Raw genomic sequence first — 20,774 nt, 5'->3', positions numbered from 1 at the left:
ATATCAAATGCAGCATTGGCTTTTGAACCAGCAAAACTGGTAAGTAAATATCAGGAACAAATTAATATGCTGAAAGAACAAAATGATGAATTAGCGAAAACTCTTGGAAAAACAATAGTAGAGAGAGATTGGGCTGTGGGAAAGCTACAAAGCTTGGACTTATCAAATAGAAAAGAACTTGTCGATTCCAAGCTAGCAATGTTACCAAAGACAAGGAAATATGAATTATTAAAGATTAATCGTTCTTCAATGTACTATAAAGCAAAACCATTTAGTGGGTATAACTTAAATATTTTAAATAAAATAGATGAAATATATACTGATTATCCTGAATTTGGTTATCGTTATATCCATAGACAATTATTAGAAGATGGCTTGGTTATTGGTAAGGATCGGGTTCTAAAATATATGAACATGATTGGCATAGAGGCTATTTATCCAAAGAGGAAAAAGTTAACGTCTGAAAAAGATAAACAGCATAAAATTTATAGTTATTTGCTTGATAAATATTGGACTAATCTAGGTACAACTAAGACTGTACATGTACCTAACGCTAACGAGGTTTGGAGCGGAGATATCACTTATGTTAGAACTAATTCGGGATTTATGTACATGGTGGCAATTATAGATTGGCATAGTAGAGCTGTGTTGAGTTATAAATTGTCAAATAGTATGGACGTAAGTTTGGTAACTGAAGTATTGCGGGATGCACTTAACAAATATCCTGCACCGCAGATATTTAATAGTGATCAGGGCAGTCAATATACTAGTCATGAACACATTGAAATTTTACAAGAGCATAACATTAAAGTTTCGATGAATGGTAAAGGAAGAAGTATTGATAATATAATTATGGAGAGATTTTTCCGAACTTTAAAATATAATTGTATATTTATTAATGATTTTAAAGATGTTAAAGAGCTAAAGAGTGGTATTGATGATTACATCAATCACTATAATTATAGAAGATTCCATTCAAGTATTGGTTACAAAAAGCCTATGAATGTCTATCTAAATTCTATACAAAATTATGAACAAATTGCAGCTTGAAAAATGCAAAAATGGGAAACAACATTATTATTTTTTTTGTCTTGATTTTTCAGTCTAGTATCGTAGAAGAAAAGATACCAGGTACTATAATCCCGTCATCTTGTAGTTGCTGGTATGTAAGTTTTTCATATGTTGTTGGTAATTGAACAATAGATTTATGCTGTGGATATATAACTAGTTGCTTCCCTACATTCAACTCTTGTACTAGCTCCTTAACATTAGCGAGATCCTTAATTATAATTACTGGTATTCCCTTGAAAGCGAATTCTCCTGCTTCATGAGAATTAGGTGAAGCGTCATTTTGTATAATAACAGCCTTAACCTCATTAGCTGAAGAAAGATATGCATCTAAAGCCTCATTTATATTGTTGAAAACTAAAATTTCTTTAGCTTCTTTAATTAATTGACTATTATTGATATCCTGTGTGATTGTGCTACCCTTTAGTACTTTACCACCCTCTTCAGCAATTTCTATTAGAAATTCTGGACTCAATGCTGAGGGCTGTTGTAGGGTGCGATCTCCATCAGGTTTTGATCGCACTTGCACTATAGATATTTTGTTATCTTTAGGATCATAAACAAATTCTACATCCACTTCCATACCACTATATTCTTCTTTGACAAACTGTACAAATCGGTGCAAATATAATGAAACTGACTCAGGTAAACTATCAGCATATTTTGTATTATTAGTATTAATTATTGTGTCTAAAGACAGTTTTCCATTGTTAATTTTAGCTTGTAATCGATAATCTTGAGGACTCTTTGTTGGATAGACAATATTGTTTTTTTGGATTGCAAGTATTATTTTCTACGATGTCAATAACATTCTAAAATCTGAACTTGTTGCTGTTATGCGTAAATTACTAGCTTTTATGCACTCTATTGTAAAAAATAATTCTTCTTGCAATGAAAATTTATGTTAAGTTATTATTTTCTTATTGACTTCCATTACGGATACTGAGGTTATTATTAGCTCCAGTAATTTGTCTTTTTTGAATCATACGAATATTTTCTATATCAGTGATAGTAACCACAGCAGAACGAAAAATTTTAAACCAAGCATTGACTTAGCTCGTTTCTTGATAAAGCGGTACTCTTGTTCAGCTATATTATTCAGATATACTCTTCTGCTCCTACGAATTGTTTTTTGAAAATATCATGGATTCGCATGCGTAACTATACTAGATGTACGCTACGCCTTCTCACCATTCATTTTCAAATCCAATTCTTCAAATCATTTGAGTATAGTTGCAAGAATGGAAGATATAAAAGATTAGAGAAATTAAGATTGATCAATAAATATGGACTTTACTCCTAAATAGTAAACCTATATGTATACAAGATATTTCAAATTAAATTTAAATCACAAGCAAACAGCTTTTTTATGGGGAGCTAGAAAAGTAGGAAAATCAACTTACTTAAAAAACCTGTACCCTAATTCAATATATTATGACTGATTAAAAACTGACTTATATTTTAAGTATCTAAAACAACCATCAAATTTTAGAGAAGAAGTATTAGCACTACACTCATCTAAGCTTGATCTTCCTATAATAGTAGATGAAATACAAAAAGTTCCAGCGTTACTTGATGAAATACATTGGCTCATAAAAAATACTGATAGTTATTTTATGTGGTTCAAGTAGTAGAAAATTAAGAGCATATGGTACAAATTTATTAGGCGGTAGAGCAATAAAATATAATTTTTTTCCATTAGTATACCCTGAGGTGAAGGAGGATTTTGATCTTTTAAAAATATTTAATAATGGTTTAATTCCATCGCATTTTATCAGTAATAATCCTCGTAAATTACTAAAAGCATATGTTGAGGATTATTTAACTAATGAGATTCGGGCTGAGGGACTGGTAAGAAATATTACAGCGTTTAGTAGATTTATAGATAGCACGGCTTTCTCCTCTAGCGAACTAGTGAATTATTCTAACATAGCTCGCGATTGTTCTATTGATGCTAAAATAGTTAAAGAATATTAGCAAATATTGGTTGATAGTTTGGTAGGATATTTAGTTTATCCCTATCAAAAAAAAATTAGTAGAGAAATTATATCATCTAATCCTAAATTTTATTTTTTTGATGTAGGCGTTGCAAGTAGTATTAGCCAAAATCATTTTAATAATACCAAAGGAGCAGAAGAGTATAACACTATTATTCGTTAGAGTTATATAATTTCATTCCTTCATGTGTTGCTTCAAAACCAAGTCTTTCATAGAACTGTTTGGCTCTTGGACGTTTTTTATTAGTTGTGAGCTGAACAATGGAGACACCTTTTGTGATTTGCCATATTTCATTGCAATACTCATCATCCATTCACCGAAATGTTTTCCTCTATACTTTTCTGAGATACGAACAGCTTCAATTTGCATCCTAGTTGAACCTATGAAAGTTAGCGATAGCATGATAGTCAAATGGCAAGTGCCAACTATTTCTTTATTCATTTCAACTATCATCAAATATTGATGTGGATCACTATCTATCTTGTAGAACGCATCAATATAAGCTTGATCCAATTCTGCTGAAAACTGTTCTCTTGTTTGTCCAAGTTCATCCTCTAAAAGAAGGTTAACAATTGTTCTTAAGTCAGCAATTGTGGCTTTGCGATGGGTAAGGTTTTGATTCATTGTAATCCTAGTTCACTCGATTAGTTTCAATAACTCCTCAACTTTGTAAGCATTATCAAATCCGTGATCATAATGAAAACGAATTTCTGGTGAATATTTTAAATTAATTTTAGCAGTTATAAAGTTTCTTATAGCATATTTTGAATTATTTAAAGACTCAGTAAGTTGTATCTCATTAAAAGTAGTATTAAATGGTAAAAAGTAACAATCTGCTATTTTTAAATCAGAGGTAACTAAGACTTTAGTAATAGTTACTGGACAATTAATCAGACGTTCATCTAACATCTTACCACGCCTTAGTACTTCCACTAATGCTTCATTTATTAATATTGCCACTTTTTTTTGCCTTTGTGACCTATTTTGTGACTTGTCTTTATCAGAAAGTTTTTGCATTTACAATAACTGTTTTTTTTCTTCAATAATTTCAAAGACTTCTACTATATCACCTTCTTTTATATCATCATAATTTTCAAAAGCGATACCACATTCAAAATTCTCGTGAACTTCTTTGACATCATCTTTAAAACGTTTTAGAGTCTTAAGTTTTCCTTCGTGAATAACAATATTATCTCGTAACAAGCGAACTCCAACACCTCTTTTAATAGTACCCTTGGTAACATAACTACCTGCAACTTTACCAACTTTTGAGACAGTGAATAGCTGTCTAATCTCTGCTGTACCAATATATTGTTCACGAATAATTGGTGAAAGCATACCACTCATTATTGATTTAATATCATCTAACAAATTATAGATAATGGAATAATATCTAATATCCACTTTTTCTCTTTCTGCCATAGTCAAAGCATTATTATTAGTTCTAACGTTAAAACCAACAATAATAGCGTTGGATGCTTTAGCTAAAGTAACATCTGACTCCAATATTCCACCTACTGCGTGATGTAAAATTCTTAAACGAACTTCATCATTTGGCAACTTTAATAGACTAGTGATAATTGCTTCAACTGAACCTTGCACATCGCCTTTAACAATTATCGGTAGCTCTTTTACCATACCAGTATTACCAGAGGCTTTTAGGAATAATTCTTCTAGACTTGATCTTTGGATAACAGAAATTTTCTTTTCTTTTGCAAGGCGTTCACGATACTCTACAATATCTCTAGCCTGTTTTTCATTCTGCACTACATTAAACTGATCTCCTGCACGCGGAGCTTCATTTAAGCCGTAAATCTCTACTGGTAAAGTTGGTTCTGCTTCGGTGAGATCCACGCCTTTATCATTATTCATTCTTTTAATTCTGCCATATTTCGTTCCGGCAACTACTATGTCTCCAATTTGTAAAATACCACGTTGTACCAATATAGTAGCCACCGCTCCTTTACCTTTATCAACTCTTGCCTCTATGACTACCCCAGCAGTGAGTCCGCTAAATTTAGCCTTAAGATCCTGCATTTCTGCAACCAATAATATAGCCTCTTCTAACTTATCTAAATTAGTTTTCTTTAAAGCTGAAATTGGTACAACTATAGTATCACCTCCCAACTCTTCACTAACTAAATCATAAATTAATAGGTCATTTTTAATTCGGTCAAGATTAATATCCGGTTTATCTATCTTATTTATTGCAACGATTATAGGAACATTTGCCGCTTTAGCGTGATTAATTGCTTCAATCGTTTGCGGCTTTATTCCATCATCTGCAGCAACTATTATAACCACTATATCTGTTACCTTTGCCCCTCTAGTTCTCATATCTGAAAACGCTTCATGTCCTGGAGTATCAATGAAAGTAATAGCCCTACCATCAGCCAAGGTTACTCGATAAGCACCAATATGCTGGGTGATCCCACCTGTTTCCTGACTTGCCAAATCAGTTGACTTTAAAGCATCAAGTAACGAAGTTTTACCGTGGTCGACATGTCCCATAATCGTTACAATAGGAGCCCTATGCTTTAAATCTTCTTCTTTATCAGCTTCACTAATCAATATATTTTCAACATCGGACTCTTGAACCCTTTTTACTGTATGCCCTAAGGTCGTAGTAACAAGCTCTGCTGTATCTGCATCAATTGTTTGGGCGGTCGTAGCCATGATACCGAGCTTCATCAATTCTTTTATAACATCTGTGGCTCGCTCAGACATTTTATTGGCTAGATCTCCTACAGAAATAGCTTCCGGAATAATAACTTCCCTATATACTTTATCTGGTGTTTGTTGCTCGGCTTTACGTTTTTCTTTTTCTCTAGCTCTTTTTATTGATGCAAGGCTTCTAGTTCTACCAGTATTATCGCTTCCATCTGCATCAAGCATATTGAAGATATCTGCCTTTTTTAATTTTTTAGGTTCTTCAATTTTAACCTTTGGCACTACTGCTTTATTATCACCAGCCTTGTCTATTGAAGAAATATCTTCAAGTGCAACACCAAAATGGCTCTGAGAACCAATCAGTGTTGATCTAACAAAAGACTTGGATGGGTTGTTATCCTGTGAAGATGTAGGTGCTAATGTAGTAGGTGGTATTTCAGAATCATTTTCGATATCTTGTAACTCATCCTGAACATTTTCTTCAATATCGTCTTTTTTCACAGGTTGATTGATAGTTGCAAGTTTACTCAGAGTACTAATCTTACTATCAGTACTCTGAGATTTTGCATCTTCTGCTGCTTTTTTTAAAATAGTTAAGCGTCTGTTAAATTCTTCTCCAGCAGTAGATTCGCCGCCTTGAGAAGTAGAACCACTAGACCAAAGTTTGTTAAAAGACAAAGTATTAGCTGGAGTGCTACTCTTCCTAACTTCTACAATTGTTTTTGCAGAACTAACAAAACCTCTAGTAACATTGGTGGGTTGGGCTGGCTTACTAAGCGATAGTTTAGGACCACCAAGTGTTAGTTTCTTTGGTTTAGGTTCTTGGTTATTCGTCATAAATATTAAACCTTTAAATAGCAATTATATTTGTGATAAAGTTTTTTAAATAATTTTGCTATGTGATTAATGATTAACAGATATACTCTTCTGCTTTAAAGAATTGGCTTCTGCAAATATTTGTGGGGAATAGTAAGGTACACTCACCCCTTGTTTATTATCTCCATTCTTCAAATCATTTGAGTATATCGAATAATTTACAAATTTCTAATTTACCGTTAGACCTTTTGTAGAATTCACCCCTGCTAGGGAATTTGTAGGAGACACGAAACCTCGACCCGCAACGTACTCTAGAGTACGTGAGGAGCAGAGTACCGGTATCACACACAAATTACCAGTAGAAATAGAATTATGCAAGAAGTCTATTAAATTTTCTCTTGCACTTGACTTGCATCTCATGCTTACACTATAATACCATTTTTTTTAAGGGAATTGTTAATTTTTTCTTTACCCAAAATTAAATTACCAAGTTTCTGTTATTAGAAATGGCTAATTTTGCTAGTAGTTCTTCAGTATATCAATAAAATTCTTAGCACTAATACTTAATGCTAAATTTTTTAAAATTTTCTTGCTTTGACTGACAACTAATTAAACATTTTAGAACTCCGTCTACGCACATGGGTGTCAACTTAAGTAGTTTAGGTAGCATCCCCTGTCAGGATTGATACTGAGGTTGCTTAAATTTATTCATCTTCACGAGTACGAGCTGTACGAATCAGTAATTCTATATCATCATCTACCATGTTAGAATTAGGTGCTAATGATTTAAATTCATTAACTGTCAACTCTCCCAAATCTTCTATAGTCTTTACACCATACTCAGCTAATTTTAATATGAATTCTGGTTGTAAATCCAATACATCAATTAATTCTTGTTCAACACCTAAAGCTTCGAGTTTAATAATAATTTTTTCATTTTTAGCATTTACATAATTTATTGCTCGTTCTCTTATCTCAGTTGCTAATTCTTCTTCAAAGCCTTCAATATTCATTAAAGTTTCAATTTTACTGGAAGCTAACTGTTCTAGAGAGGTAAAACTTTGTGCAGATAACAGTTGTGCTATTACTTCTTCAACATCTAAGGTCTCCATAAATAACTCAGTAGCAGAGCAAAACTCATCATTTCTCCGTTTGGATTCTTGATCTTCCGTCATTACATTAATATTCCAGCCAGTAAGTTTAGAGGCTAAACGAACATTTTGACCTCTTCTACCAATTGCAAGACTCAAATTATCTTGAGACACAACTATATCAACTATATTCTTATCTTCATCAATAACAATTTTTGCAATTTCTGCAGGAGCAAGTGCATTCATAATAAATTGGGCAATATTCTTGCTCCATAATATTACATCTATTTTTTCGCCATTAAGCTCATTAGTAATAGCCTTAATCCTATTGCCTCTAATTCCTACACATGAACCTATAGGATCAACACTAGAGTCAGAAGCAAAGACTGCAACTTTTGCCTTTGATCCAGGATCACGAGCTATAGCTCGTAATTCAATTATATTATCATAAATCTCTGGAATCTCTAATTCAAATAATTTTATTAGCATTTGGTCATCAGTTCTAGATAGAAAAATTTGTGGTCCTTTAGACGATAATCTTACGTCTTGGACATAAGCTTTAATACGATCATTAACCTTAAAGCTTTCTCCTCTAATGAGCTGCTCCTTTTTAATCATTGCTTCAGCACGACCACCAAGGTCAACTATGATATTATTAAACTCTACTCTCTTAACAGTGCCGTTTAAAATCTCACCTTTCTTATCTTTAAAATCTTCATATTGTTTTTCTCTTTCCACTTCACCAACGCGTTGTATTATTATTTGCTTAGCTGCCTGAGCTGCAACACGTCCAAGATCAATAGGCGGTAAGAATTCATAAATCTCATCACCAATTTTAGCATCAACTTTCTTTTCAACAGCATCCTTTAAAGAAATTTGAGTAAAATAATTCTCCACATCATCCACTACATCAAGGATTCTAAAAAGATTAATATTACCATTTTTCCTATCAATCTCAGCTTTTATATTATGTTCATTTCCATATTTTCTGCGTCCTGCAATCTGTACAGCCTGTTCCATTGCCGAAAGTAGTGTCTCCTTAGGAAGATTCTTTTCTCTAGCTACAGAATCTATGATCTGCAGAATTTCTATGTTACCAATATTAATCATAAATTCACTGCCTTTTAATATTAAACTTCTTGCATCTACTTGCTACTGGTAATTTGTGCGTCGGTATACTCTTCTGCTCCTACGAATTATTTTTTGAAAATATCATGGATTCACATGCTCATGTACTATATGTACACCTAGCATCATAGTACCCTACATTTTTTATATAACCACTATTAAAATGGCTGCTGATCGTCTATTAGCGAGGAGTCGCGAAAAAGCGGCGACGCGGCAATCTAGGATACACGAAGCGTTACTCTAAAAAAACAGCTTCGCTGTTTACCTGGATCGCACAGCATCTAAAGATGCCTTGCTATGACGATTATAGAAAAATGTATGGTACTATGACCTAGCATGCTCACCATTCATTTTCAAATCTAATTCGTAGGATCATTTGAGTATAATAGACTCGAATCCGTAACGGAATTTGAGTACGCTGTGGGTCGAGGTTTTGATCCTCCTACAAATTCCCTAGCAGAAGCAAATTATCCAAGAAGTCTATTTTTTATTCATTAAATTCCTAAACATTTCATCTGTTAATACCAAAGAGGCTTTTTTTATCATATCAAATGAAAACACTATGTCTTCACCATGGTTATTCAGATGAATTTTATTATCTTCAGCTTTAACTATCTTTCCCTGATATCGAGTTTGACCATTTAATAATTCTTTTAATTTTATGGTAGCCTCTCTACCGAGGAATCTAGTATAATCTTCAAATTTTATTAATGGGCGTTCAATACCTGCTGAAGAAACTTCTAAAAAATATTTATCACTAATTATATCTTCAACATCTAAAAGGGCTGAGATAATTCTACTGCTATTCCGACAATCTATTATAGTAACTTTTTTACCATCCAACCTATCTATTAGTATTTCAAGTACTTTATGGGTTGAACCCTTTAAAGTTACTTTTACTAAGTCGAAACCAATATCTTTCAGGTTATCTTGCACCGCATCAATAATTTGTTGCTCTATAGTTTGCATTACAACATAAATATTTAAAGATTTTAATAAAAAAGGTGGGGTTAACCCCCACCTTTTTTTTTTCAACTTTATTTACAAAAATTTCAACCTGCAAAGCTAGAATACAATATTTTTATGATATTAGCAACAATTAAAAAAAATGTTATATTAGTTGTAATTTTACCATTAAAATAATAAAATTTGTCTGACTAATCATAGTTATTTACGAAAATTTGTTACATTATGGTTTATCTTCTGCTATAAATACTTAAATAGAAATGTATTATGTTCAAGTATTATGTTCAATGAACTCGACTACATAATAAGAATAAAGAGTTTTGGTATTACTATGAAAAAATTAATAATGTTGCTTTGTGTCTCTTGTTTGTCTAGCACAGCCTTTAGCAGTTCTACTCCTTCAGCTGAAGCTGCTTCAGATACTGAAATAAAATTAGAAGGATTTTTTGGTTTCCAAGCTGGTTATAGTACTCAAGGCAAATTGTCGTCAGAACAAAGTAAATATATTACTGATAATAAGAAAAAGCTTGGATTTTATAGTGAAGCAGCTTTCTCTGCCACTGCTAAGCAAGAATTTAATGATGTAATAGCTGGAATTAAAATGGTTTTACTACCAACAACTAAACCAAAGGGTTCTGCAAGTGTCAATGGCTCTTTCATATTCTTAGAGACAGATTATGGTAAAGTAGAGCTAGGCTCTCCTTATGATGCTGCAAATAAGATGGGTATTAGTGGTGCTAAAGTTGCAGCAGCTAGTTGTGGTTTTGGTTGGAGTAAGTATGTCTCACTAGACGATAGCGGTATGCAATATAAAGGTATGAAGCCACAATTTGAGGTAGTCCCACCCTCTGTCATAGACTCATTTACCAATGGCTTCGATGACATAAATAAAGGAACAGAGCCAGCTAGAAAAGTATCTTATTATACACCAGAGATGCAAGGTTTTCAGTTTAGTATTTCTTATATTCCTGATTCAGCAAATACTGGTGGTCATCGTAATATAAAAAATTTAGATAGTAAAACAGGTCGTAGTACATTAAAGACTGGTATAACTGAAGTAGAACTACCTGGTATAGATGGTGGTAAAGGTGATACAGTAATTTATAATTACAATGTCAAAGATGCGATTTCTGCAGGGATATCCTATAAGTATGAGATTTTAGATGATATGGCAGTAGAAGTTGGCGTTACAGGAGAACATGCTAAGCCAGCTCGCAAACTTATAGTATTAGATCCTGATGGAAAGATGCTATCTAGCAACAAGCTATCAGATCTAAACGCTTACAATTTAGGTGCAGTCTTAACTTATGGTAATATTTCTTGTGCTGGTTCTTATGGTAGTTTAGGTAAAAGTTTAACTTCAAAAACTTACCATAAAGTTGGTCGTGATACGAAATATTATAATGGCACAATTGCTTATGGGCAAGGTCCTATAAAAACAAGTCTTTCTTATTTTAAATCACTAAAGTATAAAAATACGGTGGATACAGTAAGCTTAGGTACTGAATATAAGATAACACCAGGCTTGTTGCCTTATGCTGAAATCTCTTATTTCCAAGCTAAGGGTAAGCCAGTTTACCTTATTGAAGCACCTAAGAAAAAAACCAAAGGTACAGTTGCTCTTATTGGTGCAAAGCTTAAATTTTAACCTTTAATAAGCCCTCGTTGTCATTCCAGCTTTTAGCTGAATGACAACGTTTTTGGTTCTGTAAATACTACCAATTCCCGAATTTAATTTATTCTGAAGGATTTGCAGAAGGCACGAAGTACAAAACCGCAGTGTACAAAGACGTACGTGAGGATTTGAGCACCGGTATCACGTACAAATTACTATAGAATAAATTAATTTCGGGAATTGGTATATTATTACTTATGCTGACTTTTTGATCGACGCGGGCAAAGGTTTCGCAGGAACAGCTTTTTTACATAAGATATTTTTGTAATAATGCTTCTAAAATTGCCACGGTCTCAACATCTAATTTTCCAGAAAAATTCTTTGGGCGGAAATGCATTTGGAACGATACTATAACATCTGTTGTTTGTTGATCAATTATTCCTGTTGGCTGCAACACATAACCATATCTGCTAAATTGTTCTTGGATTAACTTTATATTAGACAGGTCTACCTTGGGTATTAGAGCATTAACAGTATCTTGATCATACCAAGCTCCGATATTATTATCATATAATTGTTTCCATGGAAATAGAGGACCTGGGTCTTGTTTCCTTCCCGGAGCAGCATCAGAATGACCGATTACACAAGTGGGGGCAATATCATAGCGATCTATAATATTCTGACAAAGCTCCATTACCGCTGTAATTTGGTCTTCGGGATAAGGATACCAATGAATCTTTCCTTGAGAATCTTTAGTATCGCCAAGATTTACTATTTCAATACCTATAGAAGTATCATTGAGATTCTGACGCCCCTGCCAACCACTAACACCAACATCCCAAGCTCGTCTAGACTCTTCCACTAATTGGAATATATGATTCGGATTAGAGTCAGAAACTAGATAGTGTACACTAACTTTTGGACCTAGTAGGTCTCTTAGGGATCCTTCTAAGTTTTCGTTAGTGTAATGCAGCACCAAAAATCTAACTCTCTCATTAAAAGATGGGGCTCGGTAGGTTGTTCTATCAATTGTAATCATTTTATAATACCTATTTTATAAGTTGCATTAATTCATCCCATTCTCTTTTATTTATGCCACTAGATTCTTGAGTAATTTCTTCATTATTGAGTAGTTTTTTTATAACAGCAAGTCCTTTTTTAGAAATATTATTTCCTCCTAGCCTATATTCCTCGAAAGCATCATAAGTGAAAGGTACCCAAGCTTTTACTATTTCTAGCATCTTCTCTGCATATACTCTGATTTCATACTGGGCATGAGAATCCCCACGTAACAGTAGAAAATGTAATAGATTATGCAAATTAATCTTCCAATACCATTCTGTATAATAGTTTAAGGTTAAATTCATTCTTGCAAGTTCCCTAGTAATACCTATGGTATTTTCATCGATAATATTCCCATGTTCATCCTGGTTCATCATTTCAGTATAATGCTGATAACATAGTTTAGCATCTTTTTCTAGTAGCACTAAGACTTTATCTGCAATTTCTTTTGGAATTTCTTCATCACTTCTTCCTTGTTTATTTATTATGGATTGAGCAGCAAGATTCTGTTTTTCTGGTAAATAAAATTCATTTCCTAATATAGAATATCTAGCTGAATATTCATTAACACTAGCAGTTCTGTGACGTATCCATTGTCTTGCAACAAAAATAGGCAGTTTAATATGAAATTTGATATCACACATTTCAAATGGTGTTGTATGGTGGTGACGCATTAGGTAATTGATTAAACCTTTATCTTGGCTTAGTTGTTTTGTACCTTTACCATATGATACTCGTGCTGCTTGGACGATGCTACTATCATCACCCATATAATCAATAATTCTGATAAAACCATGATCTAGTATTTTTATAGGTTCAAATAATAATTCTTCTAGAGCTGGTACTGTAGCTCTTTTTGTATTGTAATTATTGTCGTGCATTCTTTTCTCTATTATTCTGTTTGAAAATTTGTTAATTCCAGCATCAAATATTCATCCATAGGAATCTTATCTTGATTAAGCATTTTGTTGATATTAGAACCAAGTGCCTTAAATGACTTACCTTTGGCAATTACTGTTCTAGTGCCAACTGGCACTTTACCATGTAGAGCATATGAAACGATTAATGGATAATTAATATCACCAATTTTTATATCTAATTTCTTACCTTTCTGTACTGAATCATAAATTACCTGACCATTCGATAATTTAGTAATCTTTACGTCAACCCCTACTTTATCTCCGCATAATAATGGTATTCTATAAGCTATTTCATCATCAAATATCTTTACTTCATTACTATCAACAAAATTATTAGGTAATATTGAATTTAAGACAATATTAACTCTATAAGGTGCATCATGTTCTCTATCTTCTTCTTTATATTGCTGGTTATAATATGCATATTTTGCAGGAAGCACCGCTTGTCTTGTTTGTCCAACCATCATACCTACTACTACAGCATCAAGACCTAGCATGATCGCTCTAGAACCAAGTGTAAAGGTTTTGGTATTTTCGCTAAGTAAATTATTGTTAATATCCAATAATTGATAACGTAATGTGACTACGTGACCACAAGTAGCTGGTCCAACAGTCCCGTTACCAAAGCTATTAATCTTAAACATTGGTTGTATTAAGTCTCTATTAACCTCTATAGTATATTTACCATCAGTAATAGGTTTGTTTGTTGGTTGTAGTAAATGCTCAAAAAATAGTCGACCTTCTTCTGTCTTAAGAGCATTTATCAAAACCTTTGAAACAGTTTTTTGAAGAAAATTACCAGTTAATGGTATATTTGCTTGTTCAGGAGCAGCGGTAGTATTTTTATTATTTTCAGCATCATTAGTTGTCTGAACTTTAGGGTCTTTGTCCTCGGAAGGAGAGAGCATCTTCATTTGGACAATAGAGTAAATAATTGCTGCAGCAATTATAAGACTTAAAGCTTTTTGCATATAATATTTCTTTCTTAAGTATTTCTTAGTTTGTTTTTAAAATATATAGCTAACTCCGATTAGCATTACTCCGGCTATTAGCGAGGAGTACATAAATCCTAGTGTCATTGCGAGGAGCTACTTTAGTAGTGACTAAGCAATCCTGTTTTGTGTTACCCTTGCGAAAGCACACTAGTGTCCGGGTAAAATCAACACATCAAACAACGTCATTGCTAGGAGCCACTTTAGTGGCGACAAAGCAATCTGTTTCTAATCACTTTTTTGGATTGCTTCGTCGCCACTAAAGTAGCTCCTCGCAATGACGGAGTAATGTTACTCGGGTTAGCTATATATTCTCTAATTTTTAATGTTTTTTTCTAGGAAGCTGTTGGAGATAACTAATTAATTATTTTCATAAACTACCTCTTTGTAACTGTAAATTACTATATTCCAAGATGGTCAAAGGCATTTTTAGTAATAACTCTACCTCTTGGGGTACGTTGTAATAACCCTATTTGTATTAGATAGGGTTCGATAGTCTCTTCAACAGCATCACGTTGTTCTGATAGAGCTGCTGCAATTGTCTCTATACCAACCGGACCACCAGCATAATTATCAGCTATAAATTTTAAGTATCTATAATCATTACTATCTAAACCTATTTTGTCAACTTCTAATCGATTTAGGGAGATATTGGCAATATTTTTATCAATTTCTAGCTTATCATCGACAGAAGCAAAATCTCTCACTCGTCTAACTAGCCTAAGGGCAATTCTTGGAGTTCCTCTACTACGTCTCGCTATCTCTTCTAATGCCTCATTGGTTAAATTAATTGCTAACAATTTACTAGCTCTACTCAAAACAAGTTTTAATTCATCCACGTTATAAAAATGCAAACGCAATGGTATACCAAATCTATCTCTCAAAGGGTTGCTGAGTAAACCGAGCCTAGTAGTTGCTCCAACTAAAGTGAAATTGGGTAGATTGATTTTTACTGACCTTGCTGAAGGTCCTTCACCAATAACTATGTCTAAAGCAAAATCTTCCATTGCTTGGTACAATACTTCTTCAATATTTGTACTAAGACGGTGAATTTCATCAATAAATAACACATCATTATCTTGCAAATTAGTAAGTATAGCAGCTAGGTCAGCTGCTTTTGATATAGCAGGTCCTGAGGTGGATTTAAAATTTACTCCCATTTCCTTAGAAATAATTTGTGCAAGAGTGGTTTTACCAAGTCCAGGAGGACCGTAAAATAATGTATGATCTAAATGTTCAGACCTATTTTTAGCTGCTTGGATAAAAATGGATAAATTCTCCTTAATTTGTTGTTGTCCGACAAATTCTCTTAAATAGCTAGGTCGTAGAGAAAATTCTTGATCACTCGGAAGTATATCAGCTGACAAAATATTTTTAGACATTGGATCCACGTGCTTTTAGTGCAAGTTTAATTAGTTCATTAATAGAGAGATTAGAATTTTCTACAATAATTCCCTGTACTAAATTTTGTGCTTCAGTTTTACCAATACCAAGCGAGGTTAACACTAATGTGGCATCAGATGATATCTTAGCTAAGTCAGTATCATTGTTATCCATGGTAAGGTTGTTAGTAAAATTAGTTAAGGCTTTATCCTTTAACTCTATGATAATTCGTTCAGCTAGTTTTAGCCCAACACCAGAAATGGCTTTAAAAGCTTCTTTATCCCTTCTTGCTATCGCTGATTGGATTTGCTCGGGTGATAAATTTGATAAAATAGCTAAAGCCATTCTTGTACCAATACCGTTTACCGATTGTAATAAATTAAAAAAAGCCTTCTCTTCGAGAGATAAAAATCCGTAAAGATTAATATGATCTTCTCTTACATGTGTTTCAATAAATAATTGACAAAACTCATTAACCACTAATTTATTTAAAGTTTTACTAGAACAATACACTAAATATCCAACACCACTAACATCAATAATGACATAATCATTAAAACATGCATCTATTTTACCTTTTAATTTACCAATCATAATTTATTTAGTATCAGATTTTACTTTTGGTTTACGATTTTTTGTACATATATGTGCTATTACTGGCAATATAGTTACTATCGAAGCTAAAATATAATGCAGTAACGTTGGAGTTTCAGTGCAATGGCATTGACCATCATCAGGAAATGTTGATATAAGTATAATTTTCGCAGTAACCCAAGTAATCACTATATATATAAGCAAATATACTACATATTTAACCTTTGCCCAAATACTCTTAATCATAATTTCCTCTTCTGCTATAGCTAACCATTATATAACAATAATGGAATATGTTAGTAAATCATAAATTTGAGGATCGTAAGTCATTTTAGATTTCCTATTTGAGATTTACTTAACTTAGTGTATTTAATAATTTTTTCCATCGGCTCATTGTTTAATAGCATTTCTTTTGCTATAGCTATTATACCTTCCTCTCTACCTTTTTCCAGTTGTTTCTTTAGAGTATTAGCTTCGATACGCAACCATTTAAGATGGTCTTCATAGGCCTCTCTTTCTTCGTCAGTAAAGTTCATAACATCTAGCACTGTTAGAGCTTTTTTTAAGCTGGCATTGTCTAATTCTTTAGGTAAATTATCTTTGTTAAGTAGGTCATGTCTTGTTAGAAAAGCTGTCCACATATCTAGAGAGTTTTTTACTTTTTTCAGTATATCAGGTAATTCCTCATAAGAATTATCAGTAAACTTATTAAGCTCAATAGTATGTAATTCGAGATCCTTGAAATACAACAATCCACTATCTTTTTCTACTATATGGAAAACATTGTGATATTTAGTCACATTCGGAATAGAAGTAAAGTTTAGTATATGAATACCAATGGCTTTGCTTAGGGTAGAATAGTCCTGAGCTACCTTTAATTGCTCGGTATATAATTTAGCCCAATAATATAAAGCTCGCTTATCATAATCAGCTTCGTCGCTAATTTGAATTTCAATATTGAACCTTTTGCCATCAACAGATTTGGCTTTAATGTCTAATATTGAGAGTTTATCATTCTTAAAGTTTTTAGGATTATATGGATTAAGCAGTGTTACCTCTGCCACTTGATCCTCTTGTCCAACGATAGAATTAATCAAGGATATCAGCAAGTCCTTATTCTCTTCAACACCAAATATCTTTTTGAAAGCTAAATCCACGCGAGGAGTTATTTTATCCATATATATGCTGCTATTAGTAGTTATCAATTATAAAGTTAGTATAGCACAGAAATTATAAAGCACTAAGTAATATAATGTGGAAAATATAATAGATATCTTTGGCAAACTCTACTTCTGCTGGTAATTTATTCGTGCTACCAGTACTCTGCTCTTCACGCACATCATCGTTCGCTGTGGGTCGAGGTTCGTGGCTTCTTTAAATCCTTACACATAAGCGAATTTCGAAAGATATCTAATGCAGAAATTGTGCTAGTATTAAGAATGAGTTGTTTTGCCACCACTTGAAGTACTGAAAAGCAATGTATACACCATAATGTATACAAATTATACGCGAATTAGGGATAAGAATTTGTCAATTATTATGTATTTAAAATAAAAGAAAATGTTGCAATAATTAGTTATCTAGGATAGATTGCTGTTAAAAGATACTGACACCGTGATGCCGAACTGTGAATTCTAGGAACAGATAAAAATGCAATATAGTTAAATACATTGAATTAGGTGGAAAGATAATTGATAAAATCAGTTGATTGTAACAGTTGATGGTAAAAACTACTGCTATGTTTTTACCACCTAATTCAATGTATTTGACTATATAATTTATCATTAGAGGTTCTAATTTTATGTAAGAAAAAGAAAGGTCAATCAAATCAGTTAACTTTTGGGATAATGTTAGTGTATTTCAAAAAATACATATACTATTCTGCTCCTACGAATTGTTTTTTGAAAATATCATGGATTCGCATGCGTAACTATACTAGATGTATGCTACGCCTTCTCACCATTCATTTTCAAATCCAATTTTTCAAATCATTTGAGTATACACTTTCCCTCTAATAAAGCTAACACAGTTTCGATGCAATTATTGTTACAGCCGTACTAATCAAAAGATTTAGTAATAAGAAATTAAAATTAATAAAAAATAAGATTATGACAAGGGTAAAACCCCATCAAAAAATTATATCTTTCGCTGAAAACAAATCTGATTTAGATAAAATTACTCAATTTATTATCGACGGTTGGGCAATAGTAAAACTAATGCCACATGGTAATTATTTTATTGGTGTCATGGAAAAGATGCATCATGACGTTACTATAGATGATCAAGATAAAATTATTTATATACCTCCAAGAAAAAAGATCATTTTTACTTAGTGGTCTCTATTTTTTAGTTTATAATACCTTATAATGCTGGTATATTCTTCTGCTTTAAAGAATTGTTTTTTGAAAATATCATGGATTCGCATGCTCATGTACTATATGTACACTATGTACACCTAGCATGCTCACCATTCATTTTCAAATCCAATTCTTCAAATCATTTGAGTATAACTAAGGGGTATTTTTTTTATTTTTAGGATTATTTATAATGATTTATTTAAAATTTTGTCTTCGTTTAATATTATTGGTATTTTTAATAAACCATTCTGCTCAAGCTAGATGGAGTAAATACGAAGATGCTCCTGTTGAAATTAAATTTTATAACAACGATATTAGTATTAATCAAGATGGCACTTCTGAAGAAATAATAGAAATGCACGCAAAAATACTAAAAGAATCAGGACGTAGTGATTTCTCTCCATATAGATTAACTTATAATAACTATAGTTCCCAAATCTCTATATTAGAAGCCAAGACTATTTATAATGGGCAAGAATATGTAGTTTCTAAAGATATGATTGAGGATAAACCGCTAGCTAGTTTTGGACAAGGTTTTGATCAACTAAATCAGATAACTATCTCATTTCCTAAAGTGGAACTTGGTGCAGAAATATACTTAAAATATAAGTATGTTGAAACAAAAGTTGCTATAGATAATTTTTATGGTGCTACCATATTCTATGGTAAGGAAGGTTACTTGCAAGCAAGTAGTACTAAGATTAATTCTAAATTGCCCCTAAATATCAAGGTAAATGACCCAAAAGGTGTATTAAAAGTTATTACTGATGCTGAAAGTGACTTTCATTCGGCAGAGATTATCCTAAAGAAACCTGTTTATAATCAATTGACTAATGAATCAACTGAGGGGATATTAAATGTTAAGCAAAAAACTTGGGTATCTTTATCAAGCTTAACTAAATGGCAAGATTTTGCCAAGCAACTAGCTCCTGACTATTCTAAGGTAATCAATCAACCACTTCCTACAACTCTCATGAGCATAGCAGAATCTGCTCTAAATAAAAATACCGATGAAGAAAAAATTAATTTTGTTACTTCTTCATTAGCTGAAAAAATCCAATATATGGGTGATTGGCGAATAGTATCAGGTCGGTATTTTCCTAGAGATTTAGAAAAGATTGCTACTTCTCAAATTGGTGATTGCAAAGATTTTTCTGCAAGTACTGCTGCTATCTTGCAAAAGCTTGGGTTTAAGGTTCAACCCATTTTAGTAATGCGAGGTATTACTAATTTTTCTAATCCAAAAGCACTACCTACTATAGGAAATTTTAATCATGTGATGCTTAAAGTAGCTAATAAAAATGGAAAAATATATTGGATTGACCCAACAAACTTTGTCAGTATGGCACAAGGAATTTTTCCGGATGTTGCAGGTAAGTTAGCCTTGGTATTAGATCTTCAACAAGCAGGTTATACCAAAATTCCTGAAATAGATCATCAAAATTCACAAGCTATAATACACAATGAGTTGGTAATAAGAGATAATATTGTAGATGTGCATGGTCAGCTTGATTTGAAAGGAGAAGTAGCAGTAAATATAACAGGTGCTGGGTTATATCAATCAAATGAACAGCTAAGGGATTTTACTTTCCACATGTTAACAGGAGTATATCTTGATAAAGAAGACAAGAAATTGTTAAAATTACCTGATCTTACTTCTCGTATTGTTAAGGATCTTACAATTAAGTATGCATATCAGCAAAAAAACCGAATTTTTAAAACCAATAAAGGGTTTGGTTTAAGGTTAAGATTATATGGGATGGAAAATATTACAAATACGGCTTTTGACCAAGTATCAGACCTTTTTATAGGTATACCTAACACTAACACAAGACATATAATTATAAAAAATATTACAATTAAAGATTGTAATAAATTAAACTTTGAAGTTGATACTCCGTGGATATATGTCAATAGATCATGTAAATATCAAAATAAAGATACTGAATTTATAGATATAATCTCCATAAGAAAAAGTTTGATTACCAATAAAGAGTTAAAAACTCCTCAATATAAAAACCTTAAAAGCAACTTAGAAAATAAATTTGAGCGAGCAGCGATAATTATTGAATGAATATCATTATCCCTTGCTGTCAAGGTAAGGGCATTCTCGC

General features: G+C 32.5%; 20 protein-coding genes and 1 pseudogene. 6 read left to right on the top strand and 15 right to left on the bottom strand.

Annotation, left to right across the window (positions count from 1 at the left end; translation table 11 throughout):
• Positions 1-15 precede the first annotated feature (15 nt).
• Positions 16-1,050 (top strand): IS3 family transposase, encoded by a 1,035-nt coding sequence (locus AAHM86_RS06715; RefSeq protein ID WP_342267743.1) that lies wholly within the window; start codon positions 16-18, stop codon positions 1,048-1,050.
• Between the two features lie 49 nt (positions 1,051-1,099).
• Here the strand turns inward: AAHM86_RS06715 and AAHM86_RS06710 are convergent, their stop codons facing one another.
• From AAHM86_RS06710 to AAHM86_RS06700, 3 genes and pseudogenes are all read right to left on the bottom strand, one after another.
• Positions 1,100-1,693 (bottom strand): hypothetical protein, encoded by a 594-nt coding sequence (locus tag AAHM86_RS06710; protein WP_342267742.1) that lies wholly within the window; start codon positions 1,691-1,693, stop codon positions 1,100-1,102.
• A 295-nt stretch (positions 1,694-1,988) separates the two neighbouring features.
• Positions 1,989-2,173: pseudogene (locus tag AAHM86_RS06705) on the bottom strand (DDE-type integrase/transposase/recombinase); the annotation flags it as partial.
• Positions 2,174-2,500: 327 nt separating this feature from the next.
• Positions 2,501-2,662 (bottom strand): hypothetical protein, encoded by a 162-nt coding sequence (locus AAHM86_RS06700; RefSeq protein ID WP_342267741.1) that lies wholly within the window; start codon positions 2,660-2,662, stop codon positions 2,501-2,503.
• A gap of 119 nt (positions 2,663-2,781) precedes the next feature.
• Between AAHM86_RS06700 and AAHM86_RS06695 the strand changes: the two genes are divergently transcribed.
• Positions 2,782-3,045 (top strand): hypothetical protein, encoded by a 264-nt coding sequence (locus tag AAHM86_RS06695; protein ID WP_342267740.1) that lies wholly within the window; start codon positions 2,782-2,784, stop codon positions 3,043-3,045.
• A gap of 18 nt (positions 3,046-3,063) precedes the next feature.
• Positions 3,064-3,228 carry a hypothetical protein gene (locus tag AAHM86_RS06690; protein WP_342267739.1) on the top strand — a complete coding sequence of 55 codons (165 nt, stop codon included), beginning with the start codon at positions 3,064-3,066 and terminating at the stop codon, positions 3,226-3,228.
• 12 nt (positions 3,229-3,240) lie between these two features.
• Here AAHM86_RS06690 and AAHM86_RS06685 read toward each other — a convergent pair whose 3' ends face one another.
• From AAHM86_RS06685 to rimP, 5 genes are all read right to left on the bottom strand, one after another.
• Positions 3,241-3,690, bottom strand: a complete 450-nt coding sequence (locus tag AAHM86_RS06685; RefSeq protein WP_342267738.1) for a GNAT family N-acetyltransferase — start codon at positions 3,688-3,690, stop codon at positions 3,241-3,243.
• Between the two features lie 12 nt (positions 3,691-3,702).
• Positions 3,703-4,083, bottom strand: a complete 381-nt coding sequence (rbfA, locus tag AAHM86_RS06680; protein WP_341747732.1) for a 30S ribosome-binding factor RbfA — start codon at positions 4,081-4,083, stop codon at positions 3,703-3,705.
• Positions 4,084-6,573 (bottom strand): translation initiation factor IF-2, encoded by a 2,490-nt coding sequence (infB, locus tag AAHM86_RS06675; RefSeq protein ID WP_342267737.1) that lies wholly within the window; start codon positions 6,571-6,573, stop codon positions 4,084-4,086.
• Between the two features lie 683 nt (positions 6,574-7,256).
• Complete coding sequence (gene nusA / locus AAHM86_RS06665) at positions 7,257-8,753, bottom strand: transcription termination factor NusA (RefSeq protein WP_342267736.1); 1,497 nt, start codon at positions 8,751-8,753, stop codon at positions 7,257-7,259.
• A 498-nt stretch (positions 8,754-9,251) separates the two neighbouring features.
• Positions 9,252-9,740, bottom strand: coding sequence for a ribosome maturation factor RimP (gene rimP / locus AAHM86_RS06660; RefSeq protein WP_341748495.1), 489 nt, complete (start codon positions 9,738-9,740; stop codon positions 9,252-9,254).
• A gap of 328 nt (positions 9,741-10,068) precedes the next feature.
• Here rimP and AAHM86_RS06655 point away from each other — a divergent pair, with 328 nt between their 5' ends.
• Complete coding sequence (locus AAHM86_RS06655) at positions 10,069-11,385, top strand: porin (protein ID WP_342267735.1); 1,317 nt, start codon at positions 10,069-10,071, stop codon at positions 11,383-11,385.
• Between the two features lie 274 nt (positions 11,386-11,659).
• Here the strand turns inward: AAHM86_RS06655 and AAHM86_RS06650 are convergent, their stop codons facing one another.
• From AAHM86_RS06650 to AAHM86_RS06620, 7 genes are all read right to left on the bottom strand, one after another.
• Positions 11,660-12,391 carry an N-acetylmuramoyl-L-alanine amidase gene (locus tag AAHM86_RS06650; RefSeq protein ID WP_342267734.1) on the bottom strand — a complete coding sequence of 244 codons (732 nt, stop codon included), beginning with the start codon at positions 12,389-12,391 and terminating at the stop codon, positions 11,660-11,662.
• 10 nt (positions 12,392-12,401) lie between these two features.
• Positions 12,402-13,295, bottom strand: coding sequence for an FAD-dependent thymidylate synthase (gene thyX, locus AAHM86_RS06645; protein ID WP_342267733.1), 894 nt, complete (start codon positions 13,293-13,295; stop codon positions 12,402-12,404).
• Between the two features lie 11 nt (positions 13,296-13,306).
• Entirely contained in the window at positions 13,307-14,305 is a 999-nt protein-coding gene (locus AAHM86_RS06640; protein WP_342267732.1) for an FKBP-type peptidyl-prolyl cis-trans isomerase, read from the bottom strand.
• A 422-nt stretch (positions 14,306-14,727) separates the two neighbouring features.
• The gene (gene ruvB, locus AAHM86_RS06635; protein ID WP_342267731.1) at positions 14,728-15,708 is read right to left on the bottom strand and encodes a Holliday junction branch migration DNA helicase RuvB; all 981 of its coding nucleotides are present in this window, start codon (positions 15,706-15,708) and stop codon (positions 14,728-14,730) included.
• Positions 15,701-16,303: a Holliday junction branch migration protein RuvA gene (gene ruvA / locus AAHM86_RS06630; RefSeq protein WP_342267730.1), complete on the bottom strand. Its 603-nt coding sequence runs from the start codon at positions 16,301-16,303 to the stop codon at positions 15,701-15,703. The genes ruvB and ruvA overlap by 8 nt, the downstream gene beginning before the upstream one ends.
• A gap of 3 nt (positions 16,304-16,306) precedes the next feature.
• Entirely contained in the window at positions 16,307-16,549 is a 243-nt protein-coding gene (locus AAHM86_RS06625; RefSeq protein WP_341747723.1) for a Holliday junction ATP-dependent DNA helicase RuvA, read from the bottom strand.
• Between the two features lie 80 nt (positions 16,550-16,629).
• Positions 16,630-17,481, bottom strand: coding sequence for an Rpn family recombination-promoting nuclease/putative transposase (locus AAHM86_RS06620; RefSeq protein ID WP_342267729.1), 852 nt, complete (start codon positions 17,479-17,481; stop codon positions 16,630-16,632).
• A 930-nt stretch (positions 17,482-18,411) separates the two neighbouring features.
• Between AAHM86_RS06620 and AAHM86_RS06615 the strand changes: the two genes are divergently transcribed.
• Complete coding sequence (locus tag AAHM86_RS06615) at positions 18,412-18,636, top strand: DUF2674 domain-containing protein (protein WP_341747721.1); 225 nt, start codon at positions 18,412-18,414, stop codon at positions 18,634-18,636.
• 214 nt (positions 18,637-18,850) lie between these two features.
• The gene (locus AAHM86_RS06610; RefSeq protein ID WP_342267728.1) at positions 18,851-20,734 is read left to right on the top strand and encodes a DUF3857 domain-containing protein; all 1,884 of its coding nucleotides are present in this window, start codon (positions 18,851-18,853) and stop codon (positions 20,732-20,734) included.
• Positions 20,735-20,774 lie beyond the last annotated feature (40 nt).

The sequence above is a fragment of the Candidatus Tisiphia endosymbiont of Empis tessellata genome (assembly GCF_964031035.1).
GTDB lineage: Bacteria > Pseudomonadota > Alphaproteobacteria > Rickettsiales > Rickettsiaceae > Tisiphia.
Note: the sequence above shows the minus strand (reverse complement) of the source record. Positions and strands in the feature narration are given on the sequence as shown.

Excerpts from the sequence above, each read along its gene's own strand:
- AAHM86_RS06700 (WP_342267741.1), bottom strand. The coding sequence starts at position 2,662 with ATGAGCCAATGTATTTCATCAAGTAACGCTGGAACTTTTTGTATTTCA.
- AAHM86_RS06685 (WP_342267738.1), bottom strand. The coding sequence starts at position 3,690 with ATGAATCAAAACCTTACCCATCGCAAAGCCACAATTGCTGACTTAAGA.
- rbfA (WP_341747732.1), bottom strand. The coding sequence starts at position 4,083 with ATGCAAAAACTTTCTGATAAAGACAAGTCACAAAATAGGTCACAAAGG.
- infB (WP_342267737.1), bottom strand. The coding sequence starts at position 6,573 with ATGACGAATAACCAAGAACCTAAACCAAAGAAACTAACACTTGGTGGT.
- nusA (WP_342267736.1), bottom strand. The coding sequence starts at position 8,753 with ATGATTAATATTGGTAACATAGAAATTCTGCAGATCATAGATTCTGTA.
- rimP (WP_341748495.1), bottom strand. The coding sequence starts at position 9,740 with ATGCAAACTATAGAGCAACAAATTATTGATGCGGTGCAAGATAACCTG.
- AAHM86_RS06655 (WP_342267735.1), top strand. The coding sequence starts at position 10,069 with ATGAAAAAATTAATAATGTTGCTTTGTGTCTCTTGTTTGTCTAGCACA.
- AAHM86_RS06650 (WP_342267734.1), bottom strand. The coding sequence starts at position 12,391 with ATGATTACAATTGATAGAACAACCTACCGAGCCCCATCTTTTAATGAG.
- thyX (WP_342267733.1), bottom strand. The coding sequence starts at position 13,295 with ATGCACGACAATAATTACAATACAAAAAGAGCTACAGTACCAGCTCTA.
- AAHM86_RS06640 (WP_342267732.1), bottom strand. The coding sequence starts at position 14,305 with ATGCAAAAAGCTTTAAGTCTTATAATTGCTGCAGCAATTATTTACTCT.
- ruvB (WP_342267731.1), bottom strand. The coding sequence starts at position 15,708 with ATGTCTAAAAATATTTTGTCAGCTGATATACTTCCGAGTGATCAAGAA.
- ruvA (WP_342267730.1), bottom strand. The coding sequence starts at position 16,303 with ATGATTGGTAAATTAAAAGGTAAAATAGATGCATGTTTTAATGATTAT.
- AAHM86_RS06625 (WP_341747723.1), bottom strand. The coding sequence starts at position 16,549 with ATGATTAAGAGTATTTGGGCAAAGGTTAAATATGTAGTATATTTGCTT.
- AAHM86_RS06620 (WP_342267729.1), bottom strand. The coding sequence starts at position 17,481 with ATGGATAAAATAACTCCTCGCGTGGATTTAGCTTTCAAAAAGATATTT.
- AAHM86_RS06615 (WP_341747721.1), top strand. The coding sequence starts at position 18,412 with ATGACAAGGGTAAAACCCCATCAAAAAATTATATCTTTCGCTGAAAAC.
- AAHM86_RS06610 (WP_342267728.1), top strand. The coding sequence starts at position 18,851 with ATGATTTATTTAAAATTTTGTCTTCGTTTAATATTATTGGTATTTTTA.